Annotated in this window: 14 protein-coding genes; 6 read left to right on the top strand and 8 right to left on the bottom strand. The window is 33.1% G+C overall.

The features are described 5' to 3' along the window. Positions 1–560 precede the first annotated feature (560 nt). Positions 561–1,910 (bottom strand): MATE family efflux transporter, encoded by a 1,350-nt coding sequence (locus ILYOP_RS08115; protein ID WP_013388056.1) that lies wholly within the window; start codon positions 1,908–1,910, stop codon positions 561–563. Positions 1,911–2,149: 239 nt separating this feature from the next. Between ILYOP_RS08115 and ILYOP_RS08110 the strand changes: the two genes are divergently transcribed. Together ILYOP_RS08110 and ILYOP_RS08105 are read left to right on the top strand one after the other, a co-directional pair. After that, on the top strand, positions 2,150–3,286 hold the full coding sequence (locus ILYOP_RS08110; protein WP_013388055.1) for an alcohol dehydrogenase family protein: 1,137 nt from the start codon (positions 2,150–2,152) through the stop codon (positions 3,284–3,286). 158 nt (positions 3,287–3,444) lie between these two features. Further along, the gene (locus ILYOP_RS08105) at positions 3,445–4,275 is read left to right on the top strand and encodes a hypothetical protein (RefSeq protein ID WP_013388054.1); all 831 of its coding nucleotides are present in this window, start codon (positions 3,445–3,447) and stop codon (positions 4,273–4,275) included. A gap of 164 nt (positions 4,276–4,439) precedes the next feature. Here the strand turns inward: ILYOP_RS08105 and ILYOP_RS15185 are convergent, their stop codons facing one another. Beyond that, on the bottom strand, positions 4,440–5,258 hold the full coding sequence (locus tag ILYOP_RS15185) for a MerR family transcriptional regulator (protein WP_013388053.1): 819 nt from the start codon (positions 5,256–5,258) through the stop codon (positions 4,440–4,442). Positions 5,259–5,349: 91 nt separating this feature from the next. Between ILYOP_RS15185 and ILYOP_RS08095 the strand changes: the two genes are divergently transcribed. Beyond that, positions 5,350–5,979, top strand: a complete 630-nt coding sequence (locus ILYOP_RS08095) for a LysE/ArgO family amino acid transporter (protein WP_013388052.1) — start codon at positions 5,350–5,352, stop codon at positions 5,977–5,979. A 52-nt stretch (positions 5,980–6,031) separates the two neighbouring features. On the opposite strand, the gene ILYOP_RS08090 is transcribed toward ILYOP_RS08095, so the two are convergent. From ILYOP_RS08090 to ILYOP_RS08075, 4 genes are all read right to left on the bottom strand, one after another. Continuing rightward, the gene (locus ILYOP_RS08090; RefSeq protein WP_013388051.1) at positions 6,032–6,709 is read right to left on the bottom strand and encodes a YczE/YyaS/YitT family protein; all 678 of its coding nucleotides are present in this window, start codon (positions 6,707–6,709) and stop codon (positions 6,032–6,034) included. A gap of 157 nt (positions 6,710–6,866) precedes the next feature. Further along, on the bottom strand, positions 6,867–7,817 hold the full coding sequence (locus ILYOP_RS15180) for a CorA family divalent cation transporter (RefSeq protein WP_013388050.1): 951 nt from the start codon (positions 7,815–7,817) through the stop codon (positions 6,867–6,869). Between the two features lie 225 nt (positions 7,818–8,042). Beyond that, positions 8,043–9,512, bottom strand: a complete 1,470-nt coding sequence (locus tag ILYOP_RS08080) for a bifunctional diguanylate cyclase/phosphohydrolase (RefSeq protein ID WP_013388049.1) — start codon at positions 9,510–9,512, stop codon at positions 8,043–8,045. Positions 9,513–9,897: 385 nt separating this feature from the next. Next, positions 9,898–10,179, bottom strand: a complete 282-nt coding sequence (locus tag ILYOP_RS08075) for a putative quinol monooxygenase (protein WP_013388048.1) — start codon at positions 10,177–10,179, stop codon at positions 9,898–9,900. Between the two features lie 349 nt (positions 10,180–10,528). Between ILYOP_RS08075 and ILYOP_RS08070 the strand changes: the two genes are divergently transcribed. After that, on the top strand, positions 10,529–10,795 hold the full coding sequence (locus tag ILYOP_RS08070) for a hypothetical protein (protein ID WP_013388047.1): 267 nt from the start codon (positions 10,529–10,531) through the stop codon (positions 10,793–10,795). 44 nt (positions 10,796–10,839) lie between these two features. Next, positions 10,840–11,133: an ATP-binding protein gene (locus tag ILYOP_RS08065; RefSeq protein WP_013388046.1), complete on the top strand. Its 294-nt coding sequence runs from the start codon at positions 10,840–10,842 to the stop codon at positions 11,131–11,133. Positions 11,134–11,259: 126 nt separating this feature from the next. Here the strand turns inward: ILYOP_RS08065 and ILYOP_RS08060 are convergent, their stop codons facing one another. Both ILYOP_RS08060 and ILYOP_RS08055 read right to left on the bottom strand, forming a co-directional pair. Then, a complete protein-coding gene (locus tag ILYOP_RS08060; protein WP_013388045.1) occupies positions 11,260–11,916 on the bottom strand; it encodes an NAD(P)H-dependent oxidoreductase in 657 nt (218 codons plus the stop codon). Between the two features lie 148 nt (positions 11,917–12,064). After that, positions 12,065–12,682 (bottom strand): DUF6448 family protein, encoded by a 618-nt coding sequence (locus ILYOP_RS08055; protein ID WP_013388044.1) that lies wholly within the window; start codon positions 12,680–12,682, stop codon positions 12,065–12,067. A 375-nt stretch (positions 12,683–13,057) separates the two neighbouring features. On the opposite strand from ILYOP_RS08055, the gene ILYOP_RS08050 reads away from it, so the two are divergent. Further along, a complete protein-coding gene (locus tag ILYOP_RS08050) occupies positions 13,058–14,302 on the top strand; it encodes an NAD(P)-dependent oxidoreductase (protein ID WP_013388043.1) in 1,245 nt (414 codons plus the stop codon). Positions 14,303–14,386 lie beyond the last annotated feature (84 nt).

The raw sequence follows: 14,386 nt of genomic DNA, 5'->3' as shown, positions 1-14,386 counted from the left end.
GAATAAAGATAAAACCTTTTGACCACAGAGGGCACAGAGAAAAATAGAGAGTTTCACAGAGTTAAGACGAAAACTAGATACGAGTTCTTTTGCGAGAAGTTTTCGATCTTTTTTCTTTTGCCATTGACAAAATAAGCGTTAAGAATAACCGCAGTGAAATCCTTAGAAAAAATCGACTGTCTGAGCGTAGCGAGTTTCGAGTTTTTCTTGGATTTTCAAGGTTATTTAGCTGATTTTTCACAGGCTTGAACTTTTGGTTACTTTTCTTTCAAGAGAAAAGTAACGAATACCGATAAATTCAATACTTTAATTTGAAATAAAAGATTAGTTTAGCTTGCATGGACATAGGTATAAGGCAAAAAAAAATAGGGAAGAAAGCTTGATTTTTAACTTGTGAGATGATTGCTAAAGTAATTAGGATCTCCTCAAAAAAATAGAGTAATAGCTGTTTAGAGCCATTACTCTTATATATAGAAGTATGATATTAAGCTGCTTAGTTAAAAAGTCTAGATTTTAAATTTTATATTCGGATCTAAATAACTATAAATTTTTATTGGCTTTTAAACTGTGATATATTTATTATTTTTCATCCAACTATTGGAGAGATAAAATATAATGGCGATTACTCCTATTGAGTTTGTTGCTATGGCCGTAGAATACCAAAGAGATTTTTCTCCTATAAATACAGCTAAAATAAATATTAACGGAATTCTTATTATCCATAACCTTATAAGGGTAATATACATAGATATCTTTGTGTAGCCTGCCCCCTGATAAATTCCAGAGATAGCCTGGTAAATACCCCACATAAATACAGTGGGGAAAGTAACCCTAAGAAATTCTGTTGTTGTTTTTATGACTTCTGGATCATTTGAGAAAAGACCGACTATTTCCTTAGAAAAAAGCAGGACAACAGATAAGCCCAGTGTTCCAAGAAAAAATATGAGCATTAACATTTTTTTGAAGGCTTCTTTTATTCTTTCGGGAGTTTTATTTCCAAGGTTCTGTCCTGTTATGGTTGTCATTGCAGTACAGAGGGTGCTGTTTAGACTAAAGACTATAGAATTTATCTTATTTCCCAATCCGACAGATGCTATAAGAGCTGGTCCGTAGGACAAGGCCTGGGAATTAATAAGCATATTTCCCAAGGGAGAAGCTATCTTGGTTATTATAGCCGGCAACCCCAGGGCAACCATTCTTTTAAATTCCTCTTTGTTTATAGTAAGGTGTTTTTTTTCAATCTTTAATCCACTTCCCTTAAAAGTGTCCCAGATTCCATAGATGGATAAAAGACATTTAGACAGAACTGTGGCAAGGGCAGCACCTATTATCCCAAGATTCATCTGGAAGATAAATATAGGATTAAGGAGTATATTCAGCATAAGAGCTGTCACATTCATATAGAGGGGCTTCATAGAATCTCCTTCAGCCTGCTTTATAGATATATAACAGGTATTTATAAAGGTGAAAATTGTTCCTAAAAGCACTACTTTCAGATAATCTGAAGACAGTGATAAAAGCCTTCCCTCAAGGTTTAAAAGTTTCAGAATTGCAGTGGAAAAAAGTAATCCAGATACCCCTATAATTAATGACGTTATAAAAGCGACATATATGAGATTACCTATGCTTTTTTTTGCTGTGTCGTACTTTTGAGCCCCTATACTCTGTGATACTGTGGCAATCATAGGTACGGATAAGCCTAGTCCCATATTTAATATCGCAGTAATAATAGGATCGACAAAGGTAATTGCAGCCACCTGCAGACTTCCCAACCTTCCCAAAAAATACATATCTGTGAGAGTATACGCTCTCTGCACAAGGGTGCTTACCATAAGAGGCAAGGCAATGGAAAAGATGACCCGGTAAAGGTTTCCCTCTGTGATTAATTTTCTATTTTTTTTATATTTCATAGTTACTCCTGTTTCTATAGATGTAATAAAGGACATTATATCACGCTTTTTAATCTGGTACAAGAACAGAGAAACAGGTATGAAATCTTTAGCTTCTTTTGAAATAATTTAAAAAGATGATATAATGTTATACATCTACCAAGTATATAGATATTATAAGGTTATATTTAATGGGATTTCAGATAAATGATTTCTCGTGTAAAAATATCAAAATTTTTATAAAAAAAGGAGAGATTATTATGAAAAACGAAGAAATATTAAAAAAAAATCGTTTTGATATAAGTGATTGTAAAGAGACTATGAAAGCAGTTGTTACAACTGGAAACGGAGGCTATGAAAAGCTTGATTACCGTGACGTTCCTGTTCCAACACTCGGGCCTGGTGAAGTTCTTATACAAGTTCTTGCTGCCGGGGTCAATAATACTGAGATAAATACACGTCTTGGTTGGTATTCGTCAAAAGTTACAACCAGCACCACATCGCTTGATTCTGAAGAAAAAGAAAAAAAGGCTGCAGAAGAAAGTGCAGATGGTGGATGGAATAAAGCTACTCCTTTCCCATTTATACAGGGAACAGATTGCTGCGGCCGTGTGGTGGCTGCTTTTTCAGAAAATGATAAAAAATTAATAAATAAAAGGGTTTTGGTCCGTCCTTGTATGCGTAGTCAAGGCTGGGATTCCCTAGAAAACATCTGGATGGCTTCTGATTTTGACGGAGCCTTTGCCCAGTTTGTAAAGGTTCCTGCAGAGGAAGTTTTTCCTGTTGACTGTGACTGGAGTGATTCAGAGTTAGGGACTATTCCCTGTGCCTATGGTACAGCGGAGAATATGATTCATAGAGCAAAGGTAAAAAAAGGTGACCGTGTGTTGATAGCCGGAGCTTCAGGCGGTGTCGGCTCTGCTGCAGTTCAGTTGGCAAAGCGTCGAGGAGCAACTGTAATAGCCATCGCCGGGAAGACGAAACTTGAAAAATTACTTGAGATAGGTGCAGATAAAGTTATATCAAGGGATGATGATGTTTTGGAAATCTTGGGTGAAAAATCTGTAAATGTTGTAGTGGATAATGTTGCCGGAGCAAATTTCCCCAGAATGATAAAGGCACTGAAAAGAGGCGGAAAATTTGTATCCTCTGGAGCTATTGCCGGTCCACTTGTGGAGCTTGATATGCGTGACTTTTACTTAAAGGACCTGACTTTAATCGGGTGCACTGCATGGGATGAACCTGTTTTTCCAAATCTTATTTCGTATATTGAAAAAGGCGAAATCAAACCTCTTTTGGCAAAAACATTCACGTTGGAAAACATTGTAGAAGCCCAGAAAGAATTTGCTCTGAAAAAGCACGTTGGAAAATTTGTTTTAGTTCCTGATCATCAATAGTTTGTGTAGCAATGTGTATGGTAACGGGATATAAGGTTAATAAGATTTATTGTATCAGATAAAATACTGTATAGGGGCTTTGCATGAAAAACTATCATTAACTTTTAGTTGTCATGTAAGGCTCCTTAGTTATGAGTAATATAAGAAGGAGAATTTAGATGGATTTAAAAGACTTATTTGGTAGAGTTAAAACAATACCGAATACAGAACTCAATAAAGATAATTGGTTTGAAAAGCAGCCTGTAAAAAAGATAAAAATAGGAGCTATAGAATTTTATTTAAACCAGCCTAGTTCCACATTTTGGGTATATTTTTTAGGAATAATAGTGACGCTGGCCGGTGTGAAATTTTTACAGATACAAGGAAAAGAAATATCAAGATATTGGTGGGGAATCTCACTTATTTTATGGGGAGTGGGAGCTGTAATAGCCGGTACGAGCTACCAGGCTTTTGGATATGAACTAAAATGTGCAAGGAAAGAAGTATGTCAATGGACTAGCTGGTGGGAAGTAATATACCTTATTTTTCAGCAGGTTAGTATGAATGCAATGACAGTTGCAATAGCTTATTCATGTACGACAGGGGTTTTTAGAGAAGTACTTATCTGGTATTCGATTATACTTTCTGTTTTATATACTGTTGTTACTTTCGTTGGGGCATTTATACCTAAAAAGTCTCTTATCACCTTTGAATTTATGATGTTAGCATCTTTACCTAGCTTTATACTGTTCTGTGTATTAAATGTAGTCAGATACTTTCAATTTGGATATACAATGGACTTGGTTTTGATTGGATCATGGGTACTTATTTATGCATCCTGGTGGGGGTATGATAAGTACTATAAAGCTGGAATTACTGAAAAACTATGGGCAAAAGGCAAGTGGTTCTCTGAGAACGATGTACTGCACGTTATATTGATTGTGTGGGGCTTCTATGTTCTGTTTTTGATGCCAGAGTATATCAGAGATTATACTTATTTTCTGAAATAAGTATAAAAAAAAGTTTATCAGAATATTTTAAAAAACAGAAATATCGATTTTGAAAAGTAATATCATCGCATCTTTAGAGATTACGTTTGTTTAAATAGCCGCCTGACAGAATAAGTTTAAAATACTTTGAGTCAAAGTATAGAATATTTTTTGCCTCAAGGCGGCTATAAAACCTGTTTTACGGGAATTATTATTTCTATGACCTCCCCTATACCACCTTCTAGCTGTATTTTTTCCTCACTTGATATCTCCAGTGAATTTCCGATTATTTTATAAGAATTATCCTCTATAAAATCCATCAACTTTTTATAACTGTTTTTTAAATTTTCAAATGAATCCTTGTGGGTGATGGTCGCACATTTTTTTTCTTCTACATTGATTGCTGCACTATGCTCTAATTCATCAGGAATAACAGAACCCACGAACTTCAGAGGATAAACATTCAATTTTTTAAGATTTTTCATGCCCACAATGGCAACATGCTTTTTCTCTTTTAATTGTAGATTTTTTTCTATCTGAGACAGTTCTTTAAATGCCTTTTCTGTCTGGACATATCCATAAGGTTTTTTTACATCAATAATAATCATCTTAAAGTTTATATCAGTTACGATGCCAGGTTTTAGACCTTCGGAAGATTTTACTTTTTCCAGTTGATCATACTTTATCTTAACAATTTCTATTGATTTTTCCAGATTTTTTATCTTTTCTTTCATTGCCTCAATCTTACTCTCCAGGAATTCCTGACTCTCCTCTATACTCTTGAAGTTAGTATATTTTTTTATTTCATTCAATGAAAATCCCGAATTTTTTAAGGCGATTATAAACCTCAGTACATAGGTCTGATGCTCTGAATAATACCTATAACCATTCTCCTCATCTATATAGTAGGGCTTGAATAAGTCTATCTCATCATAATAGATCAATGTCCTCCGGGATATATTGAAAATTTTTGCTATTTCACTTATTTTATAACTTTCTCTCATTTTTTTTATCAACTCCTTGACTGTTACGTATACGTTATAGTTTATAATACTTTATATATAAAGATATTACAATCATTTCAGGAGGAATAATATGGATATTGCAGTGGCAGGACAGGGATTTGGATTGGGGCTCAGCTTGATTGCAGCTATAGGGGCTCAAAATAGTTATGTTCTAAAAAAAGGGATATTAAAAAATAATGTATTTGCAGTTGCCGTAACCTGCACTTTAATAGATGCTGTGCTTATATGCTTGGGGACACTGGGATTAGGAAGAATTATAGAGGGGAATAAGGTATTTATGCTCTCTGCCACAGCCTTTGGAGTTCTTTTTTTAAGCTACTATGGGATCTCGTCAATAGTTAGGGCGATAAAAAAAAGTGAAGTTATGGAGCTTGAGGAAAACAGGGAGAATGAGTCAGTAAAAAAAACTCTATTAACACTTGTGGCCTTAAGCCTCTTAAATCCTCATTTATACTTGGATACTGTTATTCTCATAGGAAGTGTAGGTTCAAAATTTCCCATACATCAGAGACCGGATTTTGTAATAGGTAGTTGCCTGGCATCTTTTGTCTGGTTTTTCGGATTGGCTTATGGAGCAAGAATTCTTATTCCCATATTCAAAAAAGAAGTTACGTGGAAAATTTTAGATATTATAATCGGTATAACTATGCTTTCTATTTCATTGGGACTGATACAGTTTGCCATGAAAAATTATTTTTAGATTAGAAAAGAAGACCCCTGTTGAGAGGTCTTCTTATTTTTGTCCACTCTGTTTAATTTGGTTTTTTTAGATGTTTTCCCCTATAAATATAATTCTTAAGTAAAACTGCTTCCATTTTTATGTCCCGGTGAACAACTGATTTCACATCAAAATCAAACAATCTGAATACCCCTTGCATGAAACTCCCTGTGAAGGATGCTACCATAACAGTTCCAATACCGGCATATCCTCCTAAAAGATATCCAGTCACCAAAACACCTACCTCCATAACACTTCTTATGCTTCTCACTGAAAAGTTGGTTTTTTTGGTGAGAGCCACCATGAGGGCATCTCTAGGACCACATCCAAGGCCTGTGGATATATAGAGATAACAGCCTATACTAAATATAAATAATCCCAAAAACATCATCGGTATCCCCATAAGAATATTAGTACTCAGAGGAATTATATCTAGATAAAGAATTCCATCCATGAATATTCCCATAGACAGTGTGTTGAGTATTGTTCCGCTGCCTATTTTTTCTCCTAAAAAAAGATCTAGGGTCACAACAGTACTTCCCACAAGAATGGCAGCCTGGCCTATAGTTATCCCTCCAACCTTTGATATTCCCTGATGAAGTACGTCCCAGGGTGAGAATCCCAAGTTGGATTTTATTATTATAACCACACCTAGAGAGCAGCAAAAGAATCCTAAAATTAATTTTAAATATCTGAAGATCTCTTTTTTCAAAATTTTCCCCCTTTAGAGACTTTACACATATCACTATTAATAGAAAAGTCAGCAATAAATATTCTATGTAGAATACTCCAAATAAAGAAAAATGTAAATATATTTATTGCAGTAAAATAATTTTTATAAAAAGAATAAGATTGCTATTTTTAAAATTTTAAATCCATTTTTTGAACTTTAGTATGACAAGGGTTATAATTATAGACAAAATCATGATAATTACAGAAAAAGGATAACCTAGGTTCCATCCCAATTCAGGCATAATATCAAAGTTCATTCCGTAAATACCGGCTATCAAGCTTGGCGGTGCGATACACACTGTGACTACGGTAAAAATTTTAATTATATGATTTTGCTCTAATTCGATCTTGCTGGAAATATTATCTTTGAGGTCATTAAGCCTGTCAAAGTTATAATTTATATGTCCGTTTATTACTGATAAATCTTTACTCTCAGAAATTAAGAGTTCTTGACTTCTTTCGTTCATGGCAGGACTTCTTCTCAGTTGTAATATGATCCTTTGGAGTTCTATAAGGCATTCTTTAAGTTGAATATTATCAAGTTTTATTTTTGTTAGATTATCAAGTTCTTCTACCGAAATATTTTTCAGATCTAGAACTTCTTTGAAATATCTTTTTACCTTCTTTGAAACCAACTCAATGAGGTCAGCATAATAATCTGTGAGAGAGCTCAGAAAAAGAAGGGGGAGTTCCTGGTCAGAATTTATATTGCTTGTATAGAAAATTCTGTTTTTTAAAATCTGTATGAGTGAAATATCAGAGACTCCGTTTAAATTTAATATAAGAATGTCCTTTAAGATTATTACATGGATGAAGGCTTCTTCGATTGTTTGATCTTTGGTCAAATTTGGGAAGGTTAAATTTAAAAATATTTGTGAGTCGATTTCCACGTATCTAGAGCTTATCTCTATCTCACTTCTTTTATCTAAGGGCTGTATAATAAAATCAAAATGTTTGGCCAATGTGGTAATCTCTTTTTCACTGGCTTCCATCAGCTGAATACTTAGTATTTTAGATCTGTCCACATCAAGCTCATCTATACTTAAAACTTTTTTGATCTCTCCATTTTCTAATAAAACCTCAATCATGTTTTCCTCCCGTTGACGATATTGACATATGTTATCATACAAAAATATATTCTTAAAAATTATTTATAACCTCTTTTATTGTTTTTAATTCGTGGAAAAATCTTTTGACTCTAATCATAGAAGAAATTTTTTCCATGCCAGTAAAAAGATGTATAAAAAGCAGTTGAATATAAAAAATAATAAAGAAGAGGGCTCCAGGTGAAGGCCCTCTTTCATGCTGAAAATTTAAATTGCATCTAATTTTTGTAAGAGATCAAAATCATCGTATTTATCAATTCCTATTACATCAGATATTTTTCCATAGTCGGTTGTGATAATCTCATTGAATACCGTTACGAGGGTAGGGTCAAACTGCTTTCCCGAGCAGACATGAATTTCTTCAAGAGCTTCCTCTACAGATTTATAGTTCTGATACGACCTTCCTTGAATCATAACATCAAAAGAATCAATTATACTTATGATACGGGCAATTAAAGGGATTTTTTCACCTTTTAATCCTGCGGGGTATCCCTTTCCGTCCCATCTTTCGTGGTGTGCTAGGATACCCTGTTCAACATGTGGGAGAGTAAAGAGACCGTTTACAATACGGCTTCCGATCTCAGGATGACGTTTTATAACCTGCCATTCGTGTTCATCGAGTTTTGAAGGTTTTAAAATTATACTTTCTGGAATTGCTATTTTTCCAATGTCATGCAGGGAGGTTGCCAACTCCAATGCGTCTAGAAATTCCCTGCTGGTTTTCATAAACTCACCAAATATTTTGACTATAGAGATCATTCGGTTTACATGGGCACTGGTTTCATAACTTTTCTCTTCGAGGGTTTTCTTGAGGCATTCTATATAGCTGCCTCCTATGGATTTGCGATTTATAAGTTTATCTAGATACATTCGATCGTCAGCAAGTCTAAGAAATTTTTCAAAATTATCCTTAGGATTTTCTATTAATGCGTGGCCAATTGATAAAGAAATGGGGATTTCCATAAAGCTTGTTTTTTCACAAGTATCAGCAATATATTTGGTGAGATCAGACAGTGTTTTCTGAGATGATTTAGGCGATATAATTAGAAATTCATCACCACCTAACCTGATTAGTGTATCCGAAGCGGGGTTCATGCAGTTCTTCAATAGAAGCACAGACTCTTTAATCAGATAATCCCCTGTATCGTGACCAAATGAATCGTTGATGAATTTTAAACCATTAAAGTCCATAATGAGAAGACCTAAAGGATAAGAGTCCTGAGATTGTATCTGCTCCAAAATTTTTGGAAGATATTGACGGCTGTAAGTATCGGTCAGAGAATCGTATTTTGCCAAATACTCTAATTTTTCTGATGATTCCTGCTTTTTTTTGGTCATAATATATAGTCCAGAAACAAAAATTAATAATCCCACCAAAAAGGAGATGTCGTCAAAGTTGTTTCCTAAAAAACCTGGCAATTGGAAATAAGCTTCAAACTCATCTAGAAAATCCAAAATAAAGCTTAAAAAGATTATGCTAAATCCTATTATGGGAATGGACATATTTAGATTGATGAAAAAGTATAGTCCCAAGAATCCAACCAGTATGTAGCCTATTTCCAACGAGGCATTAAATAAGTCGTTATTTAGTGTTTTCTCCATAATGAAAAATAGGAAGTAAGCCAAGATTAATTCAGCTATAATTATTTTTTTTGAAACATACTTAAATGGGTTCATACTTTTTCATCTCCTTTTACCTTATATTGAGAATATAAATAATAGTTTTTTTGAAAATTCAATAAATATAAAGTTCTGAAAAATTTATTATGTAAATTATCTACATATTAATTTAAAATATCCTTTAAATTATCTAGTAAGTGTTTTAATATTTTTAAATAGAATTCATGGAACCTTTTATTTATAAGGATTATTTTATTAAGATATAATATTTTTTATTGAAAGAGTGTAATTTTAAAAGATGATTTGATTGTGCGATTTAAGTATCGATAAGATGAAATTAGAGTTTTCAACTGGGATTTTATTATTTATTTCAGATGTTGTATTTCATTTGTTAATATGCCAAACTAAAAAGAGCTCAGGATAACCTCCCGAGCTCTTTTTCCTATACTTCAGTATTTAAAGAAATGTCCAAATTTTCAGAGTAGCTTATTATCTTTTTGATGTTTTCTTTGAAAAAATCTGTACTTCCGTGTTTGTCAACAGCTTCTTGATCACGCCATTTTTCAACAAATGTAAGGATATTTGGATCTTCGTTATTTTCATAGAGGGCATACTCTATACATCCGTCTTCTGATCTGGTATTTTTTATAAGTTTGGCAGCGGTATTTTTGAACTCATCTAACTTATCTTTTTTCACAGTGGCCTTTGCAATAATTAATATCATGACAACAACTCCCTTTTAGTATATTTTTGATTTAATATTCAAAAATTAAATTTTTTCAAATAAAACTTTTTTCAGAGTTTTAATTGTATTATTCAAATATTATCATCAACTCATAACCTTGGCAAGTGTGCACTTTTTTGATAGATACTATACATATAGATAGAGTGTTAAGAAAGTATTGGTAAGATGAAATTAAAGACTTTATAAAATATAGAGGTATTTTTCCATAATTTATTTCTATAAATAACTGCCAGAATCAAGATATAGATGAAATAATATTATATTTGTGTCACATTAATGACACAAATAAAACATAAAATTCTAATATTTTTATGTTTTAGGGGGAAGGATGAAGAGTAATTTTAGAAAAACTAGATGTGAAATGCAAAGTTCGTCTATAGCTGTTAATAATAACAAAAACTGTGAAAATTGTAGTTTCTGTGAGAGAAAGTGTCCAACTGCAATCAAAATTTTTAAGGCCCAGTCTCAGTGTATAACTTGCTGTGCAAACAAATCTAAGATTTCATATACTTTAAGTCTAAAATCAAAAGATATAAAAAATAATGTGATTTATACAGTTGTTGCAATAGGAATTTATTTGATATTTAGATATTGATATGAACTTAAAATTTATAAGTAGTTTTTGATCTTGGGAGCCAAATGAAATTTTGGCTCTTTTTTTATGTCGGGATTTTTGACTTTGATTTTGAATGTAAAAACAGAGATCACAAAGTCTTAAGAACAAGAATGGCTTTCGGAGGAATGACCTTTAATGAAGCTGGTCCAAAGATAACTGAAAAATGTATTGAATGCGGAAAGTGCTATAAAAAATGCAGTTTTAAAGCCATAGAAAAAGGGACTCCCTACCGTGTAAGACCTGAAAGGTGTGACGACTGCGGTGACTGTATTACAGTATGTCCGGTAGATGCTATTGAAATTTCTTCTACATTTTAATGAAGTACTCCCGTATACTGATCGAAAATTTATTTTCAAATATAAAGAGCTTAGGTGTGAATCCTAAGCTCTTTGTTTTTAACAAATTATCTTAAAATTAATTACAATAAATTTTACTTGGTATTTTTAGAAAAATTTTACAATATCCTCTATAGGTCTTCTAGTCTTAGGAAACTCCTGAGGTCTTTTTTCGTATCCAAAGGCAACCATATATGCTAAATCAAATTTATCTGTGTCTACTCCAAACTTTTCAGCTAATATTTCGGTTGTCTTTTCCTTGTGGAAACCTTCTACTGGGCATGAGTTGATACCAATGAATGCTGCTGCAGTGAGCATGTTACCTAGAGCGATATAGCTTTGCTTGGCGGCCCAGTCAGAAAGGGCTCTGTGGTTTTCTAATAAATTAAAGTCCTCTTCCTGGAAATCCCTGTAGAACTTTGTTTTCATCTCAATAACTTCTTCTGGAAGCTTTTGAATATTTTTCATGAACTTGTTTAAATATTCAGAGTCATGTCTCATATCACCTTTTCTTGTAAGAACTACCATAAAATGGCTAGCACCTGTGGCTCTGTCTCTTCCACCCCAAGAATGCTCTGTGACCTCTAACTTTTTTTCTGGAGTAGTTACAACTAAAAACTGCCAAGGCTCAAATCCAAATGAACTTGGAGAAAGTCTTCCAGCCTCTAATATAAAGTCAAAGTCCTCTTTACTGATCTTTTTATTGACATCAAATTCTTTGCAGGCATATCTTTCCTTCATTGCTTTTAAAAATGCTTCTTTCAAAATTACTACCTCCGATTAAAATATTTTCACTTGAAAATTTAACAAGAAATTTTTATTTGATATAATATTAGCACTTTACTTTTCTTTAGTGAAGTACTTACTTTTTGGAAAGTAAGGGAAAATTTATAATATGATGGCTATGTAATTTTCAATGATGGTGATGTGAATCTTCAATTAATTTATGTAAAGATTCTATAAAATGTATATAGTCTGCATAGGCTTCAGTATATTTTCGTCCAATTTCTACATCTAAGTTTGCATTTTTTTTTAATTCCCAAGCCTTTTCAAACTTATTCTTTATTTTTATTTTAATCTCCTTAGACAATATTTCTGCAAGATCACCTATTTTTCCGCTGTCAATAGACAGGTCACCTTTCTTTATAATTGGATCAATGGGAAATCCTGAAGGCTTTAAACCATTATAGGGAGCACCTTCTCCTTTTCTGTGGACTCTTACCACTGTTTCTATAAAATACAGGTCCAACAATTCTTTCTGTTCCGAGTTTTCTTTAGAAAAAGATGAAACTTTTTTGAACATATTCTTTACTTCTTCTTCATCACTTTTTTTTATCCATTTTAAAACCGGCATTATATTTTTAGATTTTAGAGATTTTTTTATATCTGCTACTAGGGGGCCGTCCATGGTGTCACAATGTGCGAGAATAAAGGGAGTTAAAAGAGGAATGATAAATATTTGACTTTTATGTGTAATTGCAAGAGCTGCAAATACTCCTAGACCCAAAAAAATAATTAATTTCTTTTTCATATGATATCCTCCTTTAAATATTTTTAACTGTATACATCCTCTATACTTAAATATTCTTAATCGTTAAAACTTATCCTCCACAAAATAAATAAAGGGAATTCTAATTTCCAAAACTATGAAAAAATGCCTTGAATTTTAAAATATCAGAAAAACACTTATATCACAAAGATCAAAATAAAATTATATTTTGATCTTGTTAAAGACTTATTTTATATTTTTTTAGTATGTATAGTTCACAAAGTGGCAATAAAATTCTATTTGAACACTTTTTATTTTTTCTGTAAATTTATAAAAAATTACTTATTTAACTTTTGTTGACATTTATTTGAATAAAGGTTAATTTATTTGGACAATAACGAAATAAAGGAGTTTTTTATGGCCGATATATTAAAAGAATCTGAAAGGTGTCTAATGTGTAAAAATCCCCGTTGTGTAGCAGCATGTCCTGCTTCAACTGAAATTCCGAGGATTATAAAATTATTTAAAGAAAATCGAATTATGGAAGCCGGAGAGATATTATTTGAAAATAATCCACTTTCTTCTGTCTGTGGTCTTATCTGTTCTCATGAAACCCAGTGCAAAGGGAACTGCATTCTGGGAATAAAAGGTGATGGCCTGAATTTCGGGGATATAGAAAATTATATATCTTCATTTTATCTAGATAGGATGAAGCTTGTGAAACCAAAAAAGAGAAATCAGAGTATCGCCATTATAGGTGGTGGTCCCGCAGGGATAACTCTGGCATTTATACTTATCCAAAAAGGATTTGATATAACGATTTTTGAATCCCATGACAAGATCGGAGGAGTGCTGAGGTATGGAATACCTGAGTTCAGACTTCCTAGAACACTGCTGGATAAGCTAGAAGAAAAACTGGTTGAGGCTGGAGTAAAAATAAGACCTAATATCTCCATAGGTTCTACCATAACTGTAGAAGATCTTTTTTTAGACGGATATGAGGCTATCTTTATAGGAACAGGTACATGGAAACCAAAAAGGTTACGTATCAAGGGAGAGTCTTTGGGACATACACATTTTGCTGTGAATTATCTTAAAAATCCAGATGTTTACAGACTTGGGAAGGAGATCGCCATTATAGGGGCGGGGAATGTTGCCATGGATGCAGCAAGGACAGCTATAAGGCATGGAGTTGAAAAGGCTACCATCTTATTTAGGGATGCCGAAGAATTTATAGAGGCTAGAGAACACGAAGTAAAATATGCAAAAATTGACGGAGTGGAATTCATGTACCGTGTTGGACCTACGGAAATCACCGACGATGGAGTAAAAATTGTGGATATGAAGAAAGCTATTTCTGATGATGAATATCCTGTATTCACTCCTTTAGAGGGATCAGAGAGGCTTTTTAAAAGTGATTCTGTTATTATTGCTGTAAGTCAAGGTCCGAAATCTCGAATAGTTTCGAATGTAAACACTATCAAAGTAAATAAAAACGGGCTAATTATTACTGACAAGGACGGCCATACAACCATGTCAGGTGTATTTTCCGGAGGAGACGTAGTTACGGGAGCCAAAACAGTGGTAGAAGCCGTAAATATATCTAGAAATATAGCCGAGAAGATGGAAGAGTATTTAGATCAAAAAGTAAAAAACAATTAAAATTAATATATACATCAGATAGTGGAATAAAATCTTTTTTATTACTCTTAGAAAAAGAAAGTCTTTATTTTATACTTTGAACTT

This window comes from Ilyobacter polytropus DSM 2926, from assembly GCF_000165505.1.
Classification (GTDB): domain Bacteria; phylum Fusobacteriota; class Fusobacteriia; order Fusobacteriales; family Fusobacteriaceae; genus Ilyobacter; species Ilyobacter polytropus.
Note: the sequence above shows the minus strand (reverse complement) of the source record. Positions and strands in the feature narration are given on the sequence as shown.

What these genes read in the sequence shown, in the direction of transcription:
- ILYOP_RS08115 (WP_013388056.1), bottom strand. Translation starts at nt 1,910, where the DNA reads ATGAAATATAAAAAAAATAGAAAATTAATCACAGAGGGAAACCTTTAC.
- ILYOP_RS08110 (WP_013388055.1), top strand. Translation starts at nt 2,150, where the DNA reads ATGAAAAACGAAGAAATATTAAAAAAAAATCGTTTTGATATAAGTGAT.
- ILYOP_RS08105 (WP_013388054.1), top strand. Translation starts at nt 3,445, where the DNA reads ATGGATTTAAAAGACTTATTTGGTAGAGTTAAAACAATACCGAATACA.
- ILYOP_RS15185 (WP_013388053.1), bottom strand. Translation starts at nt 5,258, where the DNA reads ATGAGAGAAAGTTATAAAATAAGTGAAATAGCAAAAATTTTCAATATA.
- ILYOP_RS08095 (WP_013388052.1), top strand. Translation starts at nt 5,350, where the DNA reads ATGGATATTGCAGTGGCAGGACAGGGATTTGGATTGGGGCTCAGCTTG.
- ILYOP_RS15180 (WP_013388050.1), bottom strand. Translation starts at nt 7,817, where the DNA reads ATGATTGAGGTTTTATTAGAAAATGGAGAGATCAAAAAAGTTTTAAGT.
- ILYOP_RS08080 (WP_013388049.1), bottom strand. Translation starts at nt 9,512, where the DNA reads ATGAACCCATTTAAGTATGTTTCAAAAAAAATAATTATAGCTGAATTA.
- ILYOP_RS08075 (WP_013388048.1), bottom strand. Translation starts at nt 10,179, where the DNA reads ATGATATTAATTATTGCAAAGGCCACTGTGAAAAAAGATAAGTTAGAT.
- ILYOP_RS08070 (WP_013388047.1), top strand. Translation starts at nt 10,529, where the DNA reads ATGAAGAGTAATTTTAGAAAAACTAGATGTGAAATGCAAAGTTCGTCT.
- ILYOP_RS08065 (WP_013388046.1), top strand. Translation starts at nt 10,840, where the DNA reads ATGAAATTTTGGCTCTTTTTTTATGTCGGGATTTTTGACTTTGATTTT.
- ILYOP_RS08055 (WP_013388044.1), bottom strand. Translation starts at nt 12,682, where the DNA reads ATGAAAAAGAAATTAATTATTTTTTTGGGTCTAGGAGTATTTGCAGCT.
- ILYOP_RS08050 (WP_013388043.1), top strand. Translation starts at nt 13,058, where the DNA reads ATGGCCGATATATTAAAAGAATCTGAAAGGTGTCTAATGTGTAAAAAT.